This is a genomic window from Enterobacter cloacae complex sp. P17RS (assembly GCF_014895885.1).
Classification (GTDB): domain Bacteria; phylum Pseudomonadota; class Gammaproteobacteria; order Enterobacterales; family Enterobacteriaceae; genus Enterobacter; species Enterobacter bugandensis.
In genome coordinates, this window is the sequence record NZ_JADBQK010000022.1 from 112,948 (window position 1) to 138,008 (window position 25,061).

17 protein-coding genes and 1 tRNA gene are annotated in these 25,061 nt (G+C 55.6%); 11 read left to right on the top strand and 7 right to left on the bottom strand.

Translation table 11 applies throughout. The annotated features are described in order from the left end of the window. Positions 1-138 precede the first annotated feature (138 nt). Together gyrA and rcsC are read left to right on the top strand one after the other, a co-directional pair. Positions 139-2,775, top strand: coding sequence for a DNA topoisomerase (ATP-hydrolyzing) subunit A (gyrA, locus tag IM265_RS16665; protein WP_028013903.1), 2,637 nt, complete (start codon positions 139-141; stop codon positions 2,773-2,775). 134 nt (positions 2,776-2,909) lie between these two features. Further along, positions 2,910-5,756 carry a two-component system sensor histidine kinase RcsC gene (gene rcsC / locus IM265_RS16670; protein ID WP_126326794.1) on the top strand — a complete coding sequence of 949 codons (2,847 nt, stop codon included), beginning with the start codon at positions 2,910-2,912 and terminating at the stop codon, positions 5,754-5,756. A 112-nt stretch (positions 5,757-5,868) separates the two neighbouring features. Here the strand turns inward: rcsC and rcsB are convergent, their stop codons facing one another. Continuing rightward, the gene (rcsB, locus tag IM265_RS16675; RefSeq protein WP_006176468.1) at positions 5,869-6,519 is read right to left on the bottom strand and encodes a response regulator transcription factor RcsB; all 651 of its coding nucleotides are present in this window, start codon (positions 6,517-6,519) and stop codon (positions 5,869-5,871) included. A 16-nt stretch (positions 6,520-6,535) separates the two neighbouring features. After that, positions 6,536-9,208, bottom strand: coding sequence for a phosphotransferase RcsD (gene rcsD / locus IM265_RS16680; RefSeq protein WP_193030454.1), 2,673 nt, complete (start codon positions 9,206-9,208; stop codon positions 6,536-6,538). Between the two features lie 743 nt (positions 9,209-9,951). On the opposite strand from rcsD, the gene IM265_RS16685 reads away from it, so the two are divergent. From IM265_RS16685 to mgtE, 6 genes are all read left to right on the top strand, one after another. Next, on the top strand, positions 9,952-11,064 hold the full coding sequence (locus tag IM265_RS16685) for a porin OmpC (protein ID WP_028013899.1): 1,113 nt from the start codon (positions 9,952-9,954) through the stop codon (positions 11,062-11,064). A gap of 114 nt (positions 11,065-11,178) precedes the next feature. Continuing rightward, positions 11,179-12,234 (top strand): FAD:protein FMN transferase ApbE, encoded by a 1,056-nt coding sequence (gene apbE, locus IM265_RS16690; protein WP_048958745.1) that lies wholly within the window; start codon positions 11,179-11,181, stop codon positions 12,232-12,234. A 72-nt stretch (positions 12,235-12,306) separates the two neighbouring features. Further along, positions 12,307-13,365 carry a bifunctional DNA-binding transcriptional regulator/O6-methylguanine-DNA methyltransferase Ada gene (gene ada, locus IM265_RS16695; protein WP_193030539.1) on the top strand — a complete coding sequence of 353 codons (1,059 nt, stop codon included), beginning with the start codon at positions 12,307-12,309 and terminating at the stop codon, positions 13,363-13,365. Next, the gene (gene alkB, locus IM265_RS16700; RefSeq protein ID WP_041908975.1) at positions 13,365-14,021 is read left to right on the top strand and encodes a DNA oxidative demethylase AlkB; all 657 of its coding nucleotides are present in this window, start codon (positions 13,365-13,367) and stop codon (positions 14,019-14,021) included. The genes ada and alkB overlap by 1 nt, the downstream gene beginning before the upstream one ends. Positions 14,022-14,090: 69 nt before the next feature. After that, the gene (locus IM265_RS16705) at positions 14,091-15,734 is read left to right on the top strand and encodes a multidrug ABC transporter permease/ATP-binding protein (protein WP_063155068.1); all 1,644 of its coding nucleotides are present in this window, start codon (positions 14,091-14,093) and stop codon (positions 15,732-15,734) included. Between the two features lie 147 nt (positions 15,735-15,881). Next, positions 15,882-17,318 carry a magnesium transporter gene (gene mgtE / locus IM265_RS16710; protein WP_028013894.1) on the top strand — a complete coding sequence of 479 codons (1,437 nt, stop codon included), beginning with the start codon at positions 15,882-15,884 and terminating at the stop codon, positions 17,316-17,318. Here mgtE and IM265_RS16715 read toward each other — a convergent pair. Next, the gene (locus IM265_RS16715; RefSeq protein ID WP_193030541.1) at positions 17,281-18,570 is read right to left on the bottom strand and encodes a SulP family inorganic anion transporter; all 1,290 of its coding nucleotides are present in this window, start codon (positions 18,568-18,570) and stop codon (positions 17,281-17,283) included. The genes mgtE and IM265_RS16715 overlap by 38 nt on opposite strands. Before the next feature lie 188 nt (positions 18,571-18,758). On the opposite strand from IM265_RS16715, the gene mqo reads away from it, so the two are divergent. Continuing rightward, on the top strand, positions 18,759-20,408 hold the full coding sequence (gene mqo / locus IM265_RS16720) for a malate dehydrogenase (quinone) (RefSeq protein ID WP_193030456.1): 1,650 nt from the start codon (positions 18,759-18,761) through the stop codon (positions 20,406-20,408). 80 nt (positions 20,409-20,488) lie between these two features. On the opposite strand, the gene eco is transcribed toward mqo, so the two are convergent. Beyond that, positions 20,489-20,992, bottom strand: coding sequence for a serine protease inhibitor ecotin (gene eco / locus IM265_RS16725; protein WP_028013891.1), 504 nt, complete (start codon positions 20,990-20,992; stop codon positions 20,489-20,491). Positions 20,993-21,201: 209 nt separating this feature from the next. Between eco and IM265_RS16730 the strand changes: the two genes are divergently transcribed. Both IM265_RS16730 and IM265_RS16735 read left to right on the top strand, forming a co-directional pair. After that, positions 21,202-21,462, top strand: coding sequence for a DUF2534 family protein (locus IM265_RS16730; RefSeq protein ID WP_008500962.1), 261 nt, complete (start codon positions 21,202-21,204; stop codon positions 21,460-21,462). Between the two features lie 123 nt (positions 21,463-21,585). Then, entirely contained in the window at positions 21,586-22,773 is a 1,188-nt protein-coding gene (locus IM265_RS16735) for an MFS transporter (protein ID WP_193030458.1), read from the top strand. Between the two features lie 37 nt (positions 22,774-22,810). On the opposite strand, the gene IM265_RS16740 is transcribed toward IM265_RS16735, so the two are convergent. The 3 genes from IM265_RS16740 to IM265_RS16750 all read right to left on the bottom strand — a co-directional run bounded on the left by IM265_RS16740 (position 22,811) and on the right by IM265_RS16750 (position 24,967). Next, positions 22,811-22,887 (bottom strand) — tRNA-Pro (locus tag IM265_RS16740). A gap of 72 nt (positions 22,888-22,959) precedes the next feature. Further along, positions 22,960-24,720 carry an LPS biosynthesis-modulating metalloenzyme YejM gene (yejM, locus tag IM265_RS16745; RefSeq protein WP_028013888.1) on the bottom strand — a complete coding sequence of 587 codons (1,761 nt, stop codon included), beginning with the start codon at positions 24,718-24,720 and terminating at the stop codon, positions 22,960-22,962. A 19-nt stretch (positions 24,721-24,739) separates the two neighbouring features. Further along, on the bottom strand, positions 24,740-24,967 hold the full coding sequence (locus IM265_RS16750) for a YejL family protein (protein ID WP_014884596.1): 228 nt from the start codon (positions 24,965-24,967) through the stop codon (positions 24,740-24,742). Between the last annotated feature and the right edge of the window lie 94 nt (positions 24,968-25,061).

Sequence of the window (25,061 nt, forward strand, 5' to 3'; positions counted from 1 at the left end):
TTACTCCTTATTTAGCAAGACAAATGAGTATATCAGGCAATCCCTGTGAATAAAGCGTATAGGTTTACCTGTATCACCGCGGCTGTGTTATAATTTGCGACCTTTGAATCCGGGATACAGTAGAGGGATAGCGGTTAGATGAGCGACCTTGCGAGAGAAATTACACCGGTTAACATCGAGGAAGAGCTGAAAAGCTCCTATCTGGACTATGCGATGTCGGTCATTGTTGGCCGTGCGCTGCCGGACGTCCGCGATGGCCTGAAGCCGGTACACCGTCGCGTACTATACGCCATGAACGTATTGGGCAATGACTGGAATAAAGCCTACAAAAAATCTGCCCGTGTCGTTGGTGACGTAATCGGTAAATACCATCCCCATGGTGATTCCGCGGTGTACGACACCATTGTCCGTATGGCGCAGCCGTTCTCGCTGCGTTACATGCTGGTAGATGGTCAGGGTAACTTTGGTTCTATCGACGGCGACTCCGCCGCGGCAATGCGTTATACGGAAATCCGTCTGGCGAAGATTGCCCATGAACTGATGGCCGACCTGGAAAAAGAGACGGTTGATTTCGTTGATAACTACGACGGCACGGAAAAAATTCCTGACGTTATGCCAACGAAGATCCCTAACCTGCTGGTGAACGGCTCGTCCGGTATCGCCGTGGGTATGGCGACCAACATTCCGCCGCACAACATCACAGAAGTGATCAACGGCTGCCTGGCCTATATCGACGATGAAGACATCAGCATTGAAGGGCTGATGGAACACATCCCGGGCCCGGACTTCCCGACGGCGGCGATCATCAACGGTCGTCGCGGCATTGAAGAAGCGTACCGCACCGGTCGTGGCAAGATTTACATCCGTGCTCGCGCCGAAGTGGAAGCGGACGCCAAAACCGGCCGTGAAACTATCATTGTTCACGAGATCCCGTATCAGGTGAACAAAGCGCGTCTGATTGAAAAAATCGCCGAGCTGGTAAAAGAGAAACGCGTTGAAGGCATCAGCGCGCTGCGTGACGAGTCTGACAAAGACGGTATGCGCATCGTGATTGAAATCAAGCGCGACGCGGTGGGTGAGGTTGTGCTGAACAACCTGTACTCCCAGACTCAGCTTCAGGTCTCCTTCGGTATCAACATGGTTGCGCTGCACCATGGTCAGCCGAAGATCATGAACCTGAAAGAGATCCTGAGCGCGTTTGTGCGTCACCGCCGCGAAGTGGTGACCCGTCGTACCATCTTCGAACTGCGCAAAGCGCGCGATCGCGCTCATATCCTTGAAGCACTGGCCGTTGCGCTGGCCAACATCGACCCGATCATCGAGCTGATCCGTCGTGCGCCGACGCCGGCAGAAGCGAAAGCGTCGCTGGTTGCGCGTCCGTGGGATCTGGGCAACGTGGCGGCGATGCTGGAACGTGCGGGCGACGACGCCGCGCGTCCTGAGTGGCTCGAGCCTGAATTCGGCGTGCGTGACGGTCAGTACTACCTGACTGAACAGCAGGCCCAGGCGATTCTGGATCTGCGCCTGCAGAAGCTGACCGGCCTTGAGCATGAAAAACTGCTCGACGAGTACAAGGAGCTGCTGGAGCAAATTGCTGAGCTGCTGCACATCCTGGGTAGCGCCGAGCGCCTGATGGAAGTGATCCGCGAAGAGCTTGAGCTGGTCCGCGATCAGTTCGGCGACGAGCGCCGCACCGAAATCACCGCGAACAGCTCTGATATCAACATTGAAGATCTGATCAACCGCGAAGACGTGGTAGTGACCCTGTCTCACCAGGGCTACGTGAAGTATCAGCCTCTGACCGACTACGAAGCACAGCGTCGTGGCGGTAAAGGTAAATCTGCGGCACGTATTAAAGAAGAAGACTTCATTGACCGTCTGCTGGTGGCTAACACCCACGATACGATCCTCTGCTTCTCCAGCCGTGGCCGTCTGTACTGGATGAAGGTCTATCAGCTGCCGGAAGCGAGCCGCGGTGCGCGCGGTCGTCCAATCGTCAACCTGTTGCCGCTGGAAGCGAACGAACGTATCACCGCCATCCTGCCGGTACGCGAGTACGAAGAGGGCGTGAACGTCTTTATGGCGACCGCCAGCGGTACCGTGAAGAAAACCGCGCTGACCGAGTTCAGCCGTCCGCGTTCCGCCGGGATTATCGCGGTGAACCTGAACGAAGGCGACGAGCTGATCGGTGTGGATCTGACCTCCGGTTCTGATGAAGTGATGCTGTTCTCTGCGGCCGGTAAAGTGGTGCGCTTCAAAGAGAACGCCGTGCGCGCAATGGGTCGTACGGCGACCGGCGTGCGCGGTATTAAGCTGGCGGGTGAAGACTCCGTTGTTTCCCTGATCGTTCCACGTGGCGAAGGCGCAATCCTGACCGTCACCCAGAACGGCTACGGTAAACGTACGGCGGAAAGCGAATACCCGACCAAGTCACGCGGCACGCAGGGCGTTATCTCCATCAAGGTTACCGAGCGCAACGGGTCCGTTGTGGGCGCGGTGCAGGTGGACGATGCCGACCAGATCATGATGATCACCGATGCCGGTACGCTGGTGCGTACGCGCGTATCCGAGATCAGCGTGGTGGGCCGTAACACCCAGGGCGTTATCCTCATCCGTACGGCGGAAGATGAAAACGTGGTCGGTCTGCAGCGCGTTGCTGAGCCGGTGGACGACGAAGAGCTCGATTCCATCGACGGCAGCGTCGCGGAAGGTGATGATGAAATCGCACCGGAAGCAGAGAGCGACGACGACGCAGCGGATGACGCTGACGAGTAATCTCTTCTGACGCATAAAGGGCCGGATTCCGGCCCTTTTCTTTTGCAGATGCAGATACGTGAACGTTGCGACAAGCCGCGTTTACCGCTACCTTAACCACATTCTTTTGACCCCGACGGCGGAGCCTCGCCCCTTTGAAATACCTCGTCTCCTTTCGTACCACGCTGAAAGTTTCTCGCTATCTGTTCCGGGCGCTGGCGCTCCTGCTTTGGCTGCTGGTGGCCTTGCTGTCGGTGTTTTACATCGTCAATGCGCTGAACCAGAAAGAAGCGGAGATCCGCCAGGAGTTTAATTTAAGCTCCGATCAGGCCCAGCGCTACATTCAGCGAACGTCTGACGTGATGAAGGAGCTGAAGTATATTGCCGAAAATCGGCTGACGGCAGAAAACGGTATCCTTGCCCTGCGCGGGCGCAATGACAAAACCGAAGTGCCGGACTTCCAGCCGCTGTTCCCGGACTCGGATTGCTCCACCATGAGCAGCACCTGGCGCGGGTCGCTGGAATCTCTCGCCTGGTTTATGCGCTACTGGCGCGACAACTTCTCCGCCGCCTACGATCTCAACCGCGTATTCCTGATTGGCAGTGAAAACCTCTGCATGGCTGACTTTGGCCTGCGCGATGTGCCCGTCGAGCGCGATGATGCGCTGAAAAGCCTGCACGAGCGTATTGTGAAATATCGCAATGCGCCGCAGGACGAGCGCGGGAACAACATCTTCTGGATTAGCCAGGGGCCGCGCATGGGCGTAGGCTATTTCTACGCGCTGACGCCGGTCTACCTGGGCAATCGTCTGCAGGCGCTGCTGGGGATTGAACAGACCATCCGCATGGAAAACTTCTTCACGCCGGGCAGCCTGCCGATGGGCGTGACCATTCTGGATGAAAACGGGCATCAGCTGATCTCTCTCGCCGGGCCGGATAAAAGTTTGAACGTCGATCCGCACTGGATGCAGGAACGCTCATGGTTTGGCTACACCTCCGGCTTCCGCGAGCTGGTGCTGAAAAAAAGCCTGCCGCCATCGTCGCTGAGCATTGTTTACTCGCTGCCGGTGGATATGGTCCTTGAGCGGATACGCATTCTTATTATGAATGCGATCCTGCTGAACCTGCTGGTGGGCGGGGCGCTGTTTACGCTGGCGCGCATGTATGAGCGGAGAATCTTTATTCCCGCCGAAAGTGACGCCCAGCGTCTGGAGGAGCACGAGCAGTTCAACCGCAAGATTGTCGCCTCGGCTCCGGTGGGGATCTGCATTCTTCGTACCCAGGACGGGACCAACATCCTGAGTAACGAGCTGGCGCACAACTACCTGAACATGCTGACGCACGAGGACCGGCAAAGGCTGACGCAAATCATCTGCGGCCAGCAGGTGAACTTTGTCGACGTGCTCACCAGCACCCACACTAACCTGCAGATCAGCTTTGTTCATTCCCGCTATCGCAATGAAAACGTAGCGATTTGCGTGCTGGTGGATGTCTCCGCGCGCGTGAAGATGGAAGAGTCGCTGCAGGAGATGGCGCAGGCCGCGGAGCAGGCCAGCCAGTCGAAATCCATGTTCCTGGCTACCGTCAGTCACGAGCTGCGTACGCCGCTGTACGGGATTATCGGTAACCTCGATCTGCTGCAGACGAAGGAATTGCCGAAAGGCGTCGACCGGCTGGTAACGGCGATGAACAACTCCTCCAGCCTGCTGCTGAAGATCATCAGCGATATTCTCGACTTCTCTAAAATTGAGTCTGAGCAGCTGAAAATCGAGCCGCGTGAGTTTTCGCCGCGTGAGGTCATGAACCACATCAGCGCCAACTATCTGCCGCTGGTGGTGCGTAAACAGCTGGGGCTCTACTGCTTCATTGAACCGGACGTGCCGCTGACGCTGCACGGCGACCCGATGCGCCTGCAGCAGGTCATCTCTAACCTGCTCAGCAATGCCATCAAATTCACCGATATCGGCTGCATTGTGCTACACGTCTGCCGGGCGGGAGATTATCTCAGCATCCGCGTGCGCGACACGGGGGTGGGCATACCGGCCAAGGAGGTGGTGCGTCTGTTCGATCCGTTCTTCCAGGTCGGCACCGGCGTGCAGCGTAACTTCCAGGGCACCGGTCTGGGGCTGGCGATTTGCGAGAAGCTCGTCAGCATGATGGACGGTGACATTTCCGTGGATACCGAGCCCGGCATGGGCAGCCAGTTCACCATCCGCATTCCGCTCTATTCGGCGCAGTATCCGACAAAAGCCACGGTTGACGGGCTGAACGATAAGCGCTGCTGGCTGGCGGTCAATAATGCCTCGCTGAATGACTATCTGACGGCGTTGCTCGCCCATAGCGGCGTGAGGGTCTGCCGCTATGAAGGCCAGACGCCGGACGTGGACGATGTGCTCATCGCCGACGAGATGCCGGAACAGCCGTGGCAGGGGAGAGGAACGGTGCTCTTCTGCCGTCGCCACATTGGCATACCGGTTGAACGTGCGCCGGGGGAATGGGTGCACAGCGTCGCAACGCCGCATGAGCTGTTGAGCCTGCTGGCCCGTATCTATAAAGTCGAGCTGGAAGAGAACGACGGTGCAGTCGCGCTGCCGTCACCGGAAGGTCTGGCGTCAGTGAATGACGATATGATGATTCTGGTGGTGGATGACCATCCGATTAACCGCCGCCTGCTGGCTGACCAGCTTGGATCGCTGGGCTACCAGTGCAAAACCGCCAATGACGGCGTGGATGCGCTGAATGTGCTGAGTAAAAATCATATTGATATCGTGCTGAGCGACGTCAACATGCCTAACATGGACGGCTACCGGCTGACGCAGCGCATCCGACAGCTTGGCCTGACGCTGCCTGTCGTGGGCGTAACGGCGAACGCGCTGGCGGAAGAGAAACAGCGCTGTCTGGAGTCGGGCATGGACAGCTGCCTGTCGAAACCGGTGACGCTGGACGTGCTCAAACAAACGCTGTCTGTTTATGCGGATCGCGTGAGAAAAACCAGAATATAAAAAAGGCCCGTAAGGGCCTTTTTAATTTGCCCGGCGGCGCTGCGCTTGCGAGTGCCTACGGGTTCTGTAGGCCGGGTAAGCGTGAGCGCCATCCGGCATTTACAGTGGGGGATCAATCCTTATCCGATGCGCTCAGCGTAACGGAGGAGAGATAGTTCAACAGGGCAATATCGTTGTCCACGCCCAGCTTCATCATTGCTGATTTTTTCTGGCTGCTGATGGTTTTAATGCTGCGGTTCAGCTTCTTGGCAATCTCGGTCACCAGGAAACCTTCGGCGAACAGGCGCAGAACTTCGCTCTCTTTCGGCGACAGGCGTTTGTCACCGTAGCCACCCGCGCTGATTTTTTCCAGCAGACGAGAGACGCTCTCAGGCGTGAACTTCTTGCCTTTCTGCAGCGCAGCCAGCGCTTTTGGCAGATCGGTCGGGGCGCCTTGCTTCAGCACAATCCCTTCGATATCCAGATCCAGCACGGCGCTCAGGATCGCCGGGTTGTTGTTCATGGTCAGAACAATAATCGAGATGTCAGGGAAGTGACGTTTAATATATTTGATGAGCGTGATCCCATCACCGTATTTGTCTCCAGGCATAGAGAGATCGGTAATGAGCACGTGCGCATCAAGCTTTGGGAGGTTATTGATCAGTGCTGTAGAGTCTTCAAATTCACCGACTACATTCACCCACTCGATCTGTTCAAGTGATTTGCGAATACCGAACAGTACAATCGGATGGTCATCGGCAATAATTACGTTCATATTGTTCATGTATAAGGCTACCTTGCTACAGCAAGCTTTTGACGTAGGCGTCAATGTCGCTGATGTATTTTTCAATGCCAGAGGCATCTTTCTCACGAATTAGATGTTCCAGCGTTTCACATAACTGCTTGCCGGGAACCAGATTAAGCATGGCAAACACCCCTTTAAGCCGGTGTGCTGTCTGTGCCAGCGCTGCAAAATCATTCGCAGCGGACTCAGTATACAACCGCTTCACATCATCTGGTACTGTATCAACAAAGAGGGAATAGTATCCGCTGGCGTGAAGCTCGGCATTTTCATTACCGCCTAACGGGGATTCCGTTATCTCTTCCTGCGCCAGCTGCTCTTCTATTAGTTGTAGTACAGCTTCCTGCATCGCATTGCTTATATTAAAGTTGACGCGCAGCTGGCCAGGGCCGATTTTCCGCACGCATGACTCATCATCGCTTAAAAGCAAGCCCGAGGCAGTAAGATTAGACGGATTATCAGTTAAAAACAGATCAAATTCTTGACTTGCCAGCCTTTCATCCGGCGTGATGCAGGCCGCGCCCCAGTTTTCGAGCTGACGAACCACAATATTGCGGATCTCGTTTGAGGTCACATCCACCATCACCACAACGTCATCCAGCAGGCGTTCTTCATCTTCTTCCTGCGGATTGGCGGCCATTTTCACGTGGAGAGAGTAACGGGTGCCGAGCGATTCACGGGCCTTGATATTCAGATGGCCGCCGAGCTTACGCGCCAGCTGATCGCACAGCCAGAAGGTCAGGGCGTTAGCCTTGCCGTAATGATCGCTTTGCGTGTCATTCAGGAACGGGAAGTGCAGATTATCAATTTCACTCGCCGTCACGCCTTCCCCGGTGTCCAGAATGCGGAACGTCAGGCGATCTTCCACCGACTCGTCGGTGCTCACTTCAAGGGTGATCTTGCCGATCTGCGTGGTGGTCACGGCGTACTGAATAATCATCAGCAGAATACGACGCAGCGCCTCGCGGTCGCCGTGACGTTCGTCATTGGCGGGTAAATGGTTGTTGATTAGCAGCTGCAGCCCTTTGCGCTTAATTACGGGCAGGACTTCCGGAACCACTTCATCGATCAGATCCTGAATGGAGAAGAGAGAAGGGGTGCCTTTCCAGAAATCATTTTCCAGCATGTTTGCCAGTTGGATTTCATCCACCATGCGGACCAGCGAGTCGGCCTGGCAGGCGAGCTGGTGGCTTTCAGACGTGTTTAACGCTGCCGCCTGGGTCGCCAGCGTTTTTAACGGCTGCTTGAAGGCATCGCCAATATTCTGCATGAATGCCGCGCGCCCCTGCTGGTTCTTCTCATACAGCCTTTGCGCCTGCTTGAGCTTTTTATTCACCAGCACTTCGCGATCCTGATCGCGAATGATGAAGATTTGCGTACGCGGTGCCACCTGGCTGCGGAACTGACGGATCTCGTAAAGTTCATTGTTAATCGTGGCCTGAATAACCCCCTGGTGCTGATCCGCCATAGTGGTGATGTTCTGCAGGTTAAGGTGCGGCAGCAGATGGTCAGCAATTTTATTGCTCATCACCGTGCGATTCGATTCCTGATCGTGAACTAACACCCCTAGCGGCAGCACGGAGACAATCTCTTCATTGAGCGCGCGCAATACGCGCAGCTCGTTGGTGTTGCCTGCGGAGACCGCAGACGCGTCGCTCTGGCGTCCCGGCTGGAAGCGGAAGGTGCTGTAGCCAAACAGGGCCAGCGCCAGCAGACCAATATTCAGCAGCAGCGGCAGCAGAATATTTTGCAGGGTATCAAGCAGCAGCGTGCCGAACGGTACCTGCCACACCAGACGCATGCCGGTTGAGTTCAGCGACGAGGCAATTTCAATTTTCGAGCCGTTAAAGGAGATTGTGACGCTCTCTGCGGCCTCTTTGTCGGACGCCGCACGCATGTTCTGGGTGCTGCTGTCCGGCTCCAGACGGAAGCTGTCGAGCGGCATATCCGGCGGGATCAAATCATTAATGGGTAAATCGAAGGCCACGACCGTCGCCAGATGACCCGGCTGGTTAAAGGTGGTACGCAGGGTAAAATAGTGACCATTCTGCCAGGCAAGACGGCGCAGCGATGAGAAGCTCTCACGTTCATCAAGGGCGTTGGCCTGCTGCAGCATTTCTGCCCGGCGGGAGTCGACAATGCTGCCGACCGTCGTCTCTTTAAATCCGGAAGAGAGATCTTTCAACGGCAGCGTCGAGATCAGGATCATGCTGTTGTCCTGACCGTTCAGATAGTACATCGACCACGGCACCGTTTCGGCGCCCCAGAGGGTATCCAGGTAGGTCGAAATACGCTGCGTCATCTCAAGGGTCGCGCTGTCGTGAGAGCCAAAGATAAGTGCTTCAGTCTTACGCTGCGGTTTTTCGAGATAGTAGACATCCTGCTTCAGCCGCGTTTCCTGAAGCCCATCTCCGGATGAGCTGGCAGGCGCTGCCGCAATGTTGTCGTAAATCTGCCAGGTGGCGTAGCGCCAGGTATCAATGCGCTTGTGTACGGCGTGGGTAATATCCACCACCTGATAGCTCTTATCCTTCAGCCAGGCGTTAACCGCGCTCTGCACCATCACGCCCATTGTGACTAACAGCACCACGATCAAAAGAAGAAAGAAACGGGTGATGCTTCCGGGCAGGAGGGAGAATTTGCTCTGGGCGGTAGTTTCAGTCTGACTCATTGATATCTTTAACCCGTGATGGTCGTGCTCTGTGGCGATAGGGCAGTATAAAGGGTAATAACTGAATTTCCAGCGCCACTGTCCTTCAACAAGCGACTTTTTCGATGACCCGTGCGAGAGAGGAAGTACGCCTTAAATGTGTACAAGAGCATAATGCATGTACAAATAAAAAATGCATTTCGTCAGAAAATAGCACGAATTAACAAGAAATTAAGTTTTGAGCGAATTTTCCCGTTATGCACAGGGGCGAGCGTGAATTTAGTTAATAGTCGTTACAATTACGCGGCGGTAGCACAAAAAAGGAAAAGTTACGTAAAGAAGGGTAAAAAAAAACCGAATGCGACGCATCCGGTTGAATTAGGGATAAACAGACATTCAAAGCTGAATGACGGTAATAAATAAAGTTAATGATGATAGCGAGAGTTATTTTAGAGACTGGAGTCGATCTTGTTTTGTCATTCAGTGCGGTAACGTTTTTTATTTTAACTCTTTGATATGTATTGGGTCATTTTTCGTTTTGATTATAAGTGCTAAATTTCTAAGCTTTTTGTGCTTTGTAAAAGTTCCTTTTCATTTACATTTTGAAACATGTTGATGGATAAATGAAACATCTTCAAAGTTTTCGTATCATATTCGCATTGGATTATTCTGTAATTTTGCGGAGAATGAATTTGCCGACTGGTTAATGAGGGTTAACCAGTAAGCAGTGGCAATTATAAGGCATATAACAGAGGGTTAATAAAATGAAAGTTAAAGTACTGTCCCTCCTGGTACCAGCACTGCTGGTAGCAGGCGCAGCAAATGCGGCCGAAATTTATAATAAAGATGGCAACAAATTAGATCTGTACGGCAAAGTTGATGGTCTGCACTATTTCTCTGACGACAAGAGTGCTGACGGCGACCAGACCTACATGCGTCTTGGCTTCAAAGGAGAAACTCAGGTTAACGATCAGCTGACCGGTTACGGCCAGTGGGAATACCAGATCCAGGGCAACACGACTGAAAGCGATAACCAGTCCTGGACACGTGTGGCGTTTGCTGGTCTGAAATTCGCTGAAGCGGGCTCTTTCGATTACGGTCGTAACTACGGCGTGATCTACGACGTAACTTCCTGGACTGACGTTCTGCCAGAATTTGGCGGCGATACCTACGGCTCAGACAACTTCCTGCAGTCTCGTGCTAACGGCGTGGCGACCTATCGTAACCAGGACTTCTTTGGTCTGGTGGATGGCCTGAACTTTGCGCTGCAGTATCAGGGTAAAAACGGTAGCGTAAGCGGCGAAAACGTCGGTGGACGCAGCCTGCTGAAACAGAACGGCGACGGCTACGGTGCATCCGTAACCTATAACCTGGGCGAAGGCTTCAGCGTGGGTGGTGCGATGTCCTCCTCCAAACGTACCGCTGACCAGAACGCACCGGGCGTTTACGGTAACGGCGATCACGCAGAAGTCTATTCTGGCGGCCTGAAATACGATGCCAACAACATCTACCTGGCTGCGCAGTACTCTCAGACCTACAACGCAACCCGCTTCGGTACCTCTAACGGCAGCAGCCCGACTACCGCTTACGGTTTTGCTAACAAAGCGCAGAACTTCGAAGTGGTTGCTCAGTACCAGTTCGATTTCGGCCTGCGTCCATCCGTGGCTTACCTGCAGTCCAAAGGTAAAGACATCGAAGGTTACGGCGATCAGGATCTGCTGAAATATGTTGATGTGGGTGCGACTTACTACTTCAACAAAAACATGTCCACCTACGTGGATTACAAAATCAACCTGGTTGATGAAAATGAGTTCACCCGTCAGGCCGGTATCGGCACTGATGATATCGTCGCGCTGGGTCTGGTTTACCAGTTCTAATCGCGTCATCGTGTGACTAAGGGGCCTGAAGGCCCCTTTTTTGTGCTTTTTTTTGGCCTCACAATGCAACCGTTTTGGTGTACTCTTGCCGCCCTGGCATGAGGATAATAATGAATGGACATGACTTTTTTACGCGCCAGCTTTCTGGCTATGCTTTTTTTCCTGACCGCGTGTGACGATTCCGCGCCCGTGGCGAAAACCGATGCACCCGCCGCGACGGTGCTCGAAGGCAAAACGATGGGCACTTTCTGGCGCGTCAGCGTGATGGGCCTGGATAAAACGCGCGCTGATGAACTTCGCGGTAAAATCCAGTCTCAGCTGGACGCCGACGACCAGCTGCTCTCAACCTATAAAAATGACTCGGCGCTGATGCGCTTCAATCTTTCCACCAGTACCTCCCTGTGGCCGGTGAGCGAAGCGATGGCCGATATCGTCACCGAATCAATGCGCGTGGGATATAAAACCAACGGCGCGATGGATGTCACCGTCGGGCCTCTAGTCAATCTCTGGGGGTTTGGCCCGAACAAACAGCCGGATACCACACCCGATCAGGCGGCCATTGATGATGCCCGCGCCCGGACAGGGCTAAAGCATCTGACGGTGATCAACCAGTACGGCCAGCAGTATCTGCAGAAAGACATCCCCGATCTGTTTGTCGATCTGTCGACGGTAGGTGAAGGTTACGCGGCGGATCACCTTGCCGAGCTGATGACGCAGGAAGGGATATCGCGCTACCTGGTCTCCGTGGGGGGCGCGTTAGTCAGCCGGGGCATGAACGCCAGCGGTAAACCGTGGCGCGTGGCGATTCAAAAACCGACCGATCGGCAAAACGCCGTACAGGCCATTGTGGATATTAACGGGCACGGCATCAGCACTTCCGGGAGCTACCGTAACTATTACGAACTCGACGGGAAGCGTATTTCGCACGTGATCGATCCGCTGACCGGACGTCCCATCACGCATAACCTGGTCTCGGTGACCGTGATTGCGCCGACTGCTCTGGAAGCCGACGCCTGGGATACCGGATTAATGGTTCTCGGCCCGGAAAAAGCCAAAGAGGTGGTTCGTCAGGAAGGACTGGCGGTTTATATGATCACTAAAGAGGGCGACGGGTTCAAAACCTGGAGCTCGCCGCAGTTCAACAGCTTCCTGGTGAGCGACAAAAATTAAAAAGCAAGGATGCGGGTTTTTTATCACTGGCACTCGGGCACGCTAAAGGTATGCTTGTAAGAGGAGCTGATGATGAAAAATCCAACCTATATGAATGATGAGGATCGCTGGCAGGCCGTTCTGGCTCGCGATCCGCGCGCTGACGATCGGTTTGTCTTTGCCGTGCAGACGACGGGGATTTTCTGCCGCCCGTCATGCCGCGCCCGTCACGCGCTGCGTAAAAACGTCTGCTTTTATCCCGATGTCCAGCATGCCGTTCAGGCAGGGTTTCGCCCGTGTAAGCGCTGCATGCCGGACAAACGCGATCCGAATCAGCAAAAGCTGGCGAAAGTGGAGCACGCCTGTCGCCTTCTGGAGCAGGATCCCGCGCTGACGCTTGAAGGTCTGGCGCAGCAGGTCGCCATGAGTCCTTTCCATTTCCACCGGCTGTTTAAGTCCGTCACCGGGATGACGCCAAAAGCCTGGCAGCAGGCGGCGCGGGGGCAGCGTCTGCGCGCGGCGCTTGCGCAGGGAAATAAAATTACCGATGCCGTGCTGGCGGCAGGGTTTCCCGACAGCAGCAGCTATTACCGCAAAGCCAACGATGCGCTGGGCATGACGGCGAAGCAGTACCGCAAAGGCGAGGTGGCGGTGCGTTACGCCATTGGCGACTGTTCGCTAGGACGCTGCCTGGTTGCGGAAAGCGAGCGGGGGATTTGCGCGATACTGCTGGGCGACAACGATACCAAACTGGCAGAAGAATTTGCGACGCTGTTTCCAAACGCGGAGCATGCCCCGCAGGAAGATGCCTTTGCCCAGCGTATCAGCCAGGTCATTGCCAGTATTGATAACCACGCGGTGCCGCTGGCGCTGCCGCTGGATATACGCGGCACCGCGTTCCAGCAGCGGGTCTGGCAGGCCCTTAGTGACATCCCCTGCGGGGAAACGGCCAGCTATCAGCAGGTGGCGAAGGCGATTGGCCAGCCCAACGCGGTGCGTGCCGTCGCGGGTGCCTGTGCGGCAAACAGGCTGGCGATTGTGATCCCTTGTCACCGCGTGGTCCGCACCGACGGCGCGCTGTCGGGCTATCGCTGGGGGGCGGTGCGAAAAGCGCTATTACTGAAACGTGAGGCGAAACGCCGGGAGGGATAATGCTCGATCTTTTTGCGGATGCTGAACCGTGGCAGGAGCCGCTTGCGCCCGGGGCAGTGATCCTGCGCCGCTTTGCACTCTCCCGTGCGGCGGCATTGCTTGCCGGTATTGAAGAGGTCACGGCGGTTTCACCGTTTCGCCATATGGTGACGCCGGGCGGCTACACCATGTCGGTGGCCATGGCCAACTGCGGCGAACTGGGGTGGGCGACGAACGAACGTGGGTATGTGTATGCCCCGAACGATCCCACGACCGGCCGGCCGTGGCCTCCCATGCCTGCGGTGTTTCAGGCGCTTTGTCACGAGGCTGCCGTGGCCGCAGATTACCCTGACTTCCGGCCGGATGCCTGCCTGATTAACCGCTACGCCATCGGCGCGAAGCTCTCGCTGCATCAGGACAAGGATGAGCCCGATCTGCGTGCACCCATCGTCTCGGTATCGTTGGGTCTGCCCGCCGTCTTCCAGTTTGGCGGATTGCGCCGCAACGATCCGCTCAGGCGCATTATGCTGGAGCACGGCGACGTGGTGGTGTGGGGCAGGGAGTCACGGCTGTACTATCACGGCATTCAGCCCCTGAAGCCCGGGGTTCATCCCCTCACTGGCGAGTACCGCTATAATCTGACTTTCCGTCAGGCGGGATTGAACAAACAAAAATAAGAATTATTCTTGATGTCCGCTCAGGGCAGTTTACACTGCTGGCTGATTTTTATTGTCCGGATTGCCTGCATGCAACTACTTCTTCTTGTCTGGCGTCAGTACCGCTGGCCCTTCATTGCCGTAATGGCCTTAAGCCTTGCCAGCGCGGCGCTGGGTATTGGCCTGATCGCGTTTATAAACGTGCGGCTGATCGAAATGGTCGATACCTCACTCTCGGTTCTGCCGGAGTTTCTCGGCCTGCTGCTGCTGTTGATGGCGGTTACGCTCGGCTCTCAGCTGGCGCTGACCGCGCTTGGTCACCATTTCGTTTTCCGCCTGCGCAGCGAGTTCATCAAGCGGATCCTCGACACGCAGGTTGAGCGCGTGGAGCAGCTCGGCAGCGCCTCCCTGCTGGCGGGGCTGACCAGCGACGTGCGCGCGATTACCATCGCGTTTGTCCGCCTGCCGGAGCTGGTGCAGGGGATCATCCTGACCTTTGGCTCGGCGGCCTATCTCGCCTGGCTTTCGACCAAAATGCTGGCGGTGACCGCGGTGTGGATTGCCATCACCATCTGGGGCGGTTTCATGCTGGTGTCGCGCGTCTATAAACACATGGCTGTCCTGCGCGAAACGGAAGATAAGCTCTATAACGATTACCAGACGGTACTGGAAGGGCGCAAAGAGCTGACCCTCAACCGCGAGCGTGCCGAGCATATCTTCAATAACCTCTATGTCCCGGACGCGCGCGAATACCGGCACCATATTATTCGCGCCGATACCTTCCACCTGAGCGCGGTGAACTGGTCCAACATTATGATGCTGGGCGCCATTGGCCTGGTATTCTGGATGGCGAACAGCCTGGGCTGGGCGGATACCAACGTGGCGGCGACCTACTCGCTGACCCTGCTGTTTCTGCGTACGCCGCTGCTCTCGGCCGTCGGCGCATTGCCAACCTTGCTGAGCGCGCAGGTGGCGTTTAACAAGCTTAAGAAGTTCGACCTGGCGCCATTTAAGGCTGAATTCCCGCGCCCGCAGGCCTTCCCGAACTGGCAGACCCTGGAGCTGCGCGACGTGACGTTCCGCTATCAGGACAACGCCTTCTCCGTAGGACCGGTCAACCTGACGATTCACCGCGGCGAACTGCTGTTCCTCATCGGCGGCAACGGTAGCGGAAAATCCACGCTGGCGATGTTACTCACCGGACTTTACCAGCCGCAGTCGGGCGAGATCCTGCTGGACGGTAAGGCGCTGAGCGCGGAGAAACCCGAGGATTACCGCAAGCTTTTCTCAGCGGTATTCACCGATGTCTGGCTGTTTGACCAGCTGCTTGGGCCGGAAGGGCAGCAGGCCAATCCGGCGCTGGTTGAGAAATGGCTTGCGCAGCTGCAGATGTCGCACAAGCTGGAGCTCCAGGACGGCAAAATCCTGAACCTCAAGCTCTCTAAGGGTCAGAAGAAGCGCGTGGCGCTGCTGCTGGCGCTGGCGGAAGAGCGTGACATCATCCTGCTGGATGAATGGGCGGCGGATCAAGACCCGCACTTCCGCCGCGAGTTTTATCAGGTGCTGCTGCCGCTGATGCAGGAGATGGGCAAGACCATTTTCGCCATCAGCCACGACGATCATTACTTCATTCACGCCGACCGTCTGCTGGAGATGCGCGACGGCAGGCTGAGCGAGCTGACCGGCGACGAGCGCGATGCGGCGTCGCGTGACGCGGTGGCGCGCACGGCCTGATGCCCTCACTCTAACCCTCTCCCACGGGGAGAGGGGATAATCGTGGCCGTAATGCCGCTTTTTTCTCCATCCCGCCTCGCTGTTTATTCTTATTTACATATCCTCGCGCTATGCTTAGTCTCAACTCATTTAATGGATTTATGATTGATGTCGGTATTAAAGAAAAACAGCGCCAGGCAGCGTGACCAGGAACGTGCGCGACTCATCTGGCTTCTCACGACCGATAAAGCGGTCACGTCTACGCTATTAGGCAAACTGACCCTGGCTGAGCAATATGATGTCGGCACCTTAGCCGACGATATTGCTGAGGTAGGTGCGCTGGTTGCTCATTTACCGCCGCCGGATCTGGCGGATACCCTGGAAGCGCTTCCTTCGGAAGAGCGTCACGCCCTCTGGCGCCTGGTACAGGATCACGAGCGCGGCCAGGTTCTGCTTGAAGCCTCCGAAAACGTCTGGGATGACCTGATCGACGAGATGAGCGATCGGGATATCCTCGACGCCCTGCAAACCCTGGATATCGACGAGCAGATTTACCTTGTACAGCATCTGCCGCGTAACCTGACCGGCCGCCTGCTGGCCTCTCTGCCTGCCGATGAACGTGCGCGCGTGCGTCAGGTGATGCACTACGAGAAAAACAGCGTCGGCGCGATCATGGAGTTCGGCGTTATCACGGTACGTCCGGACGTCACGCTCGGTACCGTGCAGCGCTACCTGCGCCGCCTGGGCAAAATGCCGGACAACACCGATAAGCTGTTTGTCACCTCGCGGGATAAAACCCTGCTCGGCGAGCTGGAGCTGAAAACCATCCTGCTCAACAGCGCCCAGCAGCGGGTGAGCGAGGTGATGGAAAACGAGCCGATGGTCTTCTCCCCGGAAGACGATGCGGAAAAAGCGGCGCGTACCTTTGAACGTGATGACCTTGTGAGTGCGGCGGTCGTAGACTCCGTTGGCAAGCTGATGGGCCGTCTGACCATCGATGAAATCGTTGACGTGGTTTATGAAGAGACCGATAACGACCTGCGCGCGCTAGGCGGGATCAGCGCCGAAGATGACGTCCACGCCTCCGTCGGTAAGGCGGTGAAAACCCGCTGGGCCTGGCTGGCTATTAACCTGTGTACCGCCTTCATCGCCTCTCGCGTGATTGACGGCTTTGAACACACCATTTCGCAGCTGGTAGCGCTGGCCTCGCTGATGCCGATTGTGGCCGGAATTGGCGGCAACACCGGAAACCAGACCATCACCATGATCGTCCGCGCGCTGGCGCTGGAAAATATTCAGCCCGGTAACTTCGCCTTTCTGATCTTCAGGGAAATGGGCGTGGCGCTGATTAACGGCCTGGTATGGGGCGGCATTATGGGCGGCATCACATGGTGGCTGTATGACGATATGGCCTTAGGCGGCGTGATGATGCTGGCGATGGTGCTGAATTTGCTGGTGGCATCGATGATGGGCGTCATTATCCCGCTGACGATGACCAAACTGGGGCGCGACCCCGCGGTGGGGTCGAGCGTGATGATCACCGCCATCACCGATACCGGCGGTTTCTTTATTTTTCTTGGGCTGGCAACGATTTTTCTGCTTTAACCCGACGCTTAATGCGGGCGGGGATCAGTGCCATGACGATAATCCCGCCCAGCACGCCAACCGCCAGGTTGCCGGTTGATACCGTGGCGGCTACCGTCACCAGCATCACCACCGTTTCGTCAATCGGGGCATTTTTTATCGTGGCGGGCTGAAGGCTTTGCCAGCTGAAGGTTTTGACGGCAACAATCGCCATAATCCCCGCCAGCACCGCCATCGGGATTTTGGCCATCACTTCGCTGAGCGCCGTTACCAGGAGCAGCAGCACGATGCCCGCCGCAATGGTTGAAATGCGGCTTCGTCCTTTTCCCATCTCCACGTTAACGATGGTTTGTCCGATCATCGCGCAGCCCGCAATGCCACCGTAGAGCCCGGCCATGATATTCCCCATGCCCAGCCCGATGCTCTCGCGACGCTTGCTGGAGGGCGTAACCGTCAGTTCATCCACCAGTTTTGCCGTCAGCAGGGACTCCAGCAGACCGACGAAGGCAATACTCAACGCGCACGGCCAGATAATGTTCAGCGTCTGTAAATTAAGCGGCACCAGCAGCTCGGTAAATCCAGGCAGACCGCCAGTCATTGAGCCTTCATCACCGACAGTCGGCAGGATCTGACCGGTGGTGACGGTGAAAAGGGTTAACAGCACAATCGCAATCAGCGGGGAAGGGACGCTTTTAATATAGCGCGGCACCCACAGCACAATCAGCAGCGTCAGCACGAACAGGCCCACAATCAGCGGGCTTCGGCTCCAGAAATGCGGCACCTGAGCGAAGAAAATCAAAATGCCAAGGGCGTTAACAAATCCGGTCATCACCGACTGGGGAATAAAGCGCATCAGCCTTGCCATGCCCAGCACGCCAAACAGAATCTGGATCACGCCAGCCATCAGCACGGCGGGAAGAATGTATTGTACCCCGTGCTGATGCACCATCGGGCCAATCACCAGCGCTACGGAACCCGCCGCAGCCGTGACCATCGCCGGACGACCGCCCAGCACGGAGAGAGCAAGACACAGCACCACGGAGGCGATCAGGCTGACCTTCGGGTCAACGCCCGCCACCACGGAAAATGAGATCACTTCGGGGATCAGCGCCAGAGCGGTAATCACGCCCGCCAGCGTTTCACGCGCCAGTTGTTTAGGGGAGTGCAGCACGCTGGCTACACTGTCTTCAGGGGATACGGCAGAATGAGGTAAGGACATAACAGTTCGCTGGTTAGGGCAGGCTTCCGTGCGCGCGATCACAAAGTGCAGCATAGTAGCCATAAATTCCTCCTTATACCAGTTGCGCACCGCAAACCCCTACAAACAATCCATCATTAAATTTCACAATTACAATAATTTCGTAACCTTTAAACAATATTTAAAAGTTGTTACCGTGCCCACGCAGCTTTTTTCACCTGCAATTTCCACGCATCAAGCACTTTTACACTAAGGCATAAATTATGAAAAAAATGACTGCCATGCTCTTTTCTCTGGCTGTCGGGCTCAACGCCGTCTCAATGGCAGCGAAAGCAGACGCACCAAAAGAGCAGGAAACGGACGTCCTTTTAATTGGTGGCGGCATCATGAGCGCCACGCTGGGAACCTATCTGCAAGAACTGCAGCCGGACTGGTCCATGACCATGGTCGAGCGCCTCGATGGCGTGGCGCAGGAGAGTTCGAACGGCTGGAATAACGCTGGTACGGGCCATTCGGCACTCATGGAACTGAACTATACGCCGCAGAAAAAGGACGGTTCCATTAGTATCGAGAAGGCGGTAGAGATCAACGAAGCGTTCCAGATCTCGCGTCAGTTCTGGTCCCACCAGGTCAACAGCGGCGTGATGCACGACCCGCACTCCTTCATCAATACCGTGCCGCACATGAGCTTTGTGTGGGGCGAGCAAAACGTGAATTTCCTGCGCGCGCGCTACGCTGCGCTGCAGCAGAGCACCCTGTTCCGCGGGATGAAATACTCCGAAGACCACGCGCAGATTAAAGAGTGGGCGCCGCTGGTCATGGAAGGCCGTGACCCGAACCAGAAAGTGGCGGCGACCCGTACCGAAATTGGCACCGACGTGAACTACGGCGAAATTACCCGTCAACTGGTGGCGTCCCTGAAGAAGAAAGATAACTTCAATTTGCAGCTCAGCACTGAAGTGCGCGGCTTTAAGCGCAATCCGGACAACAGCTGGAGCGTGACGGTTGCCGATCTGAAAAACAATGAAGCCGAGCACGTCATTAAGGCGAAATTTGTCTTCATCGGTGCGGGCGGCGCGGCGCTGAAGCTACTGCAGGAGTCCGGTATTCCTGAAGCTGACGACTACGCGGGCTTCCCGGTCGGCGGCCAGTTCCTGGTGTCCGAGAACCCGGAAGTGGTGAACCGTCACCTGGCAAAAGTGTACGGTCAGGCTTCCGTCGGTGCGCCACCGATGTCCGTCCCGCATATCGATACCCGTATGCTTGACGGTAAACGCGTGGTGCTGTTCGGACCGTTCGCGACCTTCTCAACCAAGTTCCTGAAAAACGGCTCCCTCTGGGATCTGCTGAGCGCGACCACCACCTCTAACGTCAAACCGATGATGGACGTGGGCCTGGATAATTTCGACCTGGTGAAATACCTGATTAGCCAGGTGATGCTTTCTGATGAAGAACGCTTCGAGGCGCTGAAAGAGTACTATCCGCAGGCGAAGAAAGAAGACTGGCGTCTGTGGCAGGCGGGTCAGCGCGTGCAGATCATCAAGCGCGATCCGAAAGAGGGCGGCGTGCTGCGTCTGGGTACCGAAGTGGTGAGCGATAAGGATGGCACGATTGCCGCGCTGCTGGGTGCGTCACCGGGTGCATCTACCGCTGCGCCAATTATGCTGCACCTGATGGAAAAAGTGTTTAAAGACAAAGTTGCCAGCCCGGAATGGCAGGCGAAGCTGAAAACCATTATTCCATCCTACGGCACGAAGCTGAACGGTAACGTGGATGCGACGGAACAAGAGCTGGAGTACACCAGCCGCGTGCTGCAGCTGCAGTACGTGAAGCCGCAGGCTGCGGATGCTGCGCCGAAGGCGGAGCTGAAGCCTCAGCCGGAAAACAAGCCGGTTGCGGATATCGCGCTGTAAGGTAAAAGCAAAACGGTAACATCTGTTACCGTTTTTAGTTTAGCAGGTCGGGTAAGGCGAAGCCGCCACCCGACTTGTTTTTAACGTACTACCGCTTGTCCGACTGTCTCTTCTGCCTTCCACACGCGATATTTTACTTCCACGTTTTCAGGCGTATATACCACGATCGGCAACTTGCTGTTGTAGCGCAGCAGGCTGTTGTCGCCCAGATAGGCCGTCACAAATTTCTTCTCTTTCTTGCCGTCCGGGCAGGCCATCATGGTAGAGACCGGAGAGGTCACTTTATCAAAGACGTAATAGTCATAACCCCAGCCTTCCAGGGTTTTGCTTTCCAGCTGGCCGCCCAGACGATGCTGATTGCAGTCCACTTCCAGCGTCTTGCCAATTAACAGTTCGACTTTGTAATTCGCTTCGTCCTGCTGAACCGGCAGTTGAATCACCTGACGCTTCATGCCTTTTTCCGCTTGCGGATAGGGTGCAACTTTTTCCAGCGGCTGCGCTTTTTGAGCGTCGCTGGCGAAAGCGCTGGTGCTGACGCACGCGGCGGCGAGAAGCGCGATGGCAAATTTAGGTGCGTTTTTCATTGTCATTCCTTTATGTCAAAACGGTCCTGAACAGCCTAACATAACGAGTATGAATGATTGGTGTTATTTACTTACATTTTCATTATATGCAGCGTAATAAACTTAGCATTAACCGTTTTGGCAGGTGTTTGTACTGGTGTGGAGTGTGACGGGCGTTCGTGTTATTTTAGTCCATCGATAATGTTATTCATCTGTGAAAGGGAAGAGAGATGGTTCGTGCAAAACTGAAAACACCTGAAGGCCGCAAGTTCCTCCTGGCGCTACTCGTCGTGTTTATGATTGCTGCCGCGTGCGTCGGGCGGGCCACCATTGTTGGCGTCATTGAACAGTACAACATTCCTCTCTCCGCCTGGACTACCAGCATGTATGTGCTGCAGTCGGCGATGATCTTCGTTTACAGCCTTGTCTTCACCGTTCTGCTGGCCATCCCGCTGGGCATTTTCTTCCTGGGCGGACGTGAAAAACACTGAGCATTCACCTGCTATAAGAAGCCAGCCTGCGGGCTGGCTTTTTTATATGTGATGATATTTATTCGCATTTCCAGGGTATTCTGTGTCGAACAAGGTCGTTCGACATAAAGCAGGAGATGTTCAATGTTATCCCGGTTTGCAACGCTCAGCCGGATCCCGAAAGGCGTCTGGGTTGTGGGTGGGGTCAGTATGCTGATGGATATCTCCTCGGAGATCATTCACAGCCTGCTGCCGCTGTTTATGGTTACGACGCTGGGAGCCAGCGTGATTTTCATTGGCTTGATTGAAGGCCTGGCTGAAGCCACCGCGCTGTTTATCAAAGTTTTTTCCGGTGCCATCAGTGACTACCTGGGTAAACGTAAAGGACTGGCGGTGCTGGGCTACGGTCTTGGCGCGCTGAGTAAGCCGTTGTTCGCTATCGCCTCTTCGTCGGGCATGATTCTGGGGGCACGCTTAATCGACCGGGTAGGGAAGGGGATCCGGGGCGCGCCGCGCGATGCGCTGGTCGCTGACGTTACGCCGCCGGAACTTCGCGGCGCGGCCTTTGGGCTGCGTCAGTCGATGGATACCGTCGGCGCATTTCTCGGGCCGCTGCTGGCCGTAGGCTTAATGCTGCTGTGGAACGATGATTTCCGCACGATTTTCTGGATTGCGGTGATCCCCGGCGTCCTCGCTGTGGCGCTGCTTTTCTTCGGCCTGCATGAGCCGAAAACGCCCGTCGAACATAAACGCACGAACCCCATCAAAAAAGAGAACCTCAGGCGCCTCGGGAAAGGCTGCTGGTGGGTCATTGGCCTGGGCGCCATCTTCACGCTCGCACGTTTCAGTGAAGCCTTTCTTGTCCTGCGCGCACAGCAGTCGGGGGTGCTGCTGGCGTTGATTCCGCTGGTGATGGTGGCCATGAATTTGCTGTATTTCCTCTCTGCCTATCCGTTTGGCAAGTTATCGGACGGGATGAGCCACACCCGACTACTGCAGTGGGGCCTGGTGATGCTGATTGGGGCAGATATTGTGCTGGCGCTAAGCACCCACTGGGCTGGAATGCTTTTGGGCGTTGCGCTTTGGGGAGTGCATATGGGGATGACGCAGGGGCTGCTGGCGGCAATGATCGCAAAAACAGCACCTGCGGATCTGCGCGGTACCGCCTACGGCATTTTTAGTCTGGTCAGCGGCGTGGGATTGTTAGTCGCCAGCCTGGGCGCCGGGGCCATCTGGGAAACGTTTGGCGCGGAATATACGTTTTATGCCGGAGCCGTGATTTGTCTGGTTACACTGATGTACCTGCGCAAAACACCGGACGAGGCAAAATAAAAAACCAGCCGTAATAGGCTGGTTTTCAATGTGTTTTTGGTCGGCACGAGAGGATTTGAACCTCCGACCCCCGACACCCCATGACGGTGCGCTACCAGGCTGCGCTACGTGCCGACGCATAGAAAGAATACTACTCGATTCCGTTTCGAATGCAAGGGAATCCGTCGCTAACTGGTTTATTATTAATCAGTTAGCGATGAAGCGCTTCTCATCCGTCAGAACCTGTAACAGCAGGCTAAGCTGTGGTTTCTGGTCCTTCAGCCGTTCACCCTGCAGATTATAGGTCTGATAGTTCCCGTTGCTGTTCAGCACCAGCGTCAGCTTCGGCGTGGTCACCACCAGCGTGTTACCGTCAGCTGCAGTCACCCAGTTATGGCGGCGCGTGGCGCTGAAGAGATCCTGCCCCTGCGAATACTCGTTTGCTGGCGTACTGACGTGCAGCAGGCGCTGCATCAGGGTCGTCATGACGTCTTTATGTTCTGTGAGCATATTGATGCGCTGCGCCGGCGTTCCCGGCCAGTGGATCACCAGCGGAACATGCAGGTTTGGACGTGACCAGCTCATGCTCTTCGTCTCGTCGCCTAACGGTACGCCATGCCCCGCGGTCACGATCACGACCGTGTTATCAAGCTTGCCTGATTCACGTAGCGCGTCCAGCACGCGGCCAATCTGTGCGTCAACATCGCTGGCCGCGCGGCCGTAGCGGCGAGCAAAGCCAGCCTGGTTGCTGTCGTTAAGCGTTGTGCCGTTAAAGGCCACCCACGAGAACCAGCGGTTATCTTCCTGCGCGTAGCGCTGCAGCCAGTTTATCCACTGGTTTGCGGTCTGGGCATCAGACTGGCTCTGCGCGGCAGGCAATGAGAAATCAGAGAGCAGCGCCTGGCGGTACAGTGAACTGTTGAAGCCGTCCGATGAGAACAGCCCTAACTGATAGCCCTGCTGATTAAGCCCGGTGATCAGCGCCGCAGGAATGCGCGCAGACAGCACGCCATCCATGTATCCGGCAGAAATGCCATAGAACAGGCCAAAGATACCTGCATCGGTTGAGTTACCTGAACTCATATGTTGAGTAAACGATACGTTCTGACTCGCGAAATCGGCCAGCGCAGGCATCTGCTTCTCGTAACGAGAATAGTTGAGGCCATCGACGGTAATCAGCAGGACGTTTTGCCCGCGACCCATATCGCGATAGCGCAGATCGCTCAGTGGATACTGCACGCTAACCGCTTCCGGATTACCCTGTTCGACCAGACGGCGCTGGTACTCCTGGGCATCAAGCAGGCCGTGTTTCTCAAGGAAACGACGGGCCGTCATCGGATAAGAGAGCGGCAGGTTAGCGCGCTGCATGGTAATAGGGCGATAGAAGTTCGCATCCGCCCAGATATACATGAGGTGCGAACTGATAAATGAGACGAAAAAGAGCGCGGCGACGGGCTTCGCGTAATGGCGGCGTCGGGTCAGGCTGCGGAGCTTTTGCCAGCTCCAGGTGGCAAACAGCATCTCAATCAACAGGATCACCGGGACGCTGATGAACATCAGTTGCCAGTCGCGGGCCGTTTCGTTCTGGTCGGGGTTGATCACCAGTTCCCAGACGATAGGGTTGAGATGCAGGTGGAAGCGGGTGAACACTTCACTGTCGATAAGCAGCAGCGTCATCCCCACCGTCGCAAGGATTGCGGACAAGAACCGCATCAAACGCTGCGACATGACGATAAACGTCAGAGGAAACAGGATCAGCAGATAGGTGGCGAATACCAAAAAGCTAAAGTGACCAACAACGCTTATCCAGGAGTAGATACGCCCGGTTAGCGTTGTGGGCCAGTCTGCGACAAACAGATAACGACAGCCAATTACCGTCGCTAGCAGAATGTTGAACAGGGCAAACCAGTGTCCCCAACTGACCATCTGGGAGACTTTTTCACGGTAGCGCTGACGATTCGTCACCATAAACTGTTGTTCGTTTCCCTTAATGGGCCTGGTCGTTGCTGACGGATGACTGTAACGCCTGGGCGAAAGATTTGGCGATCGCCTGACGCTGAGCCGGAGCAACGCTGGTGTTGATAAGGTTGGTGACCATATTTCCCAAAACCATCAGGGAGAGATCGGTCGGCGTTTTATGTTTTTCCAGTACGTTGACCAGCTCACTGAGCAGTTGTTCAACGTGTTCATCACTGTAGCGGGAATGTTGTGGCATAAATCAAAATCAGTTTGTTGATGAAAGGGCAACATATTACCGTAGCAACAGCTTTTTTTCCCCTTTTTTATCTGTTGTTGCACACATGTCCTGG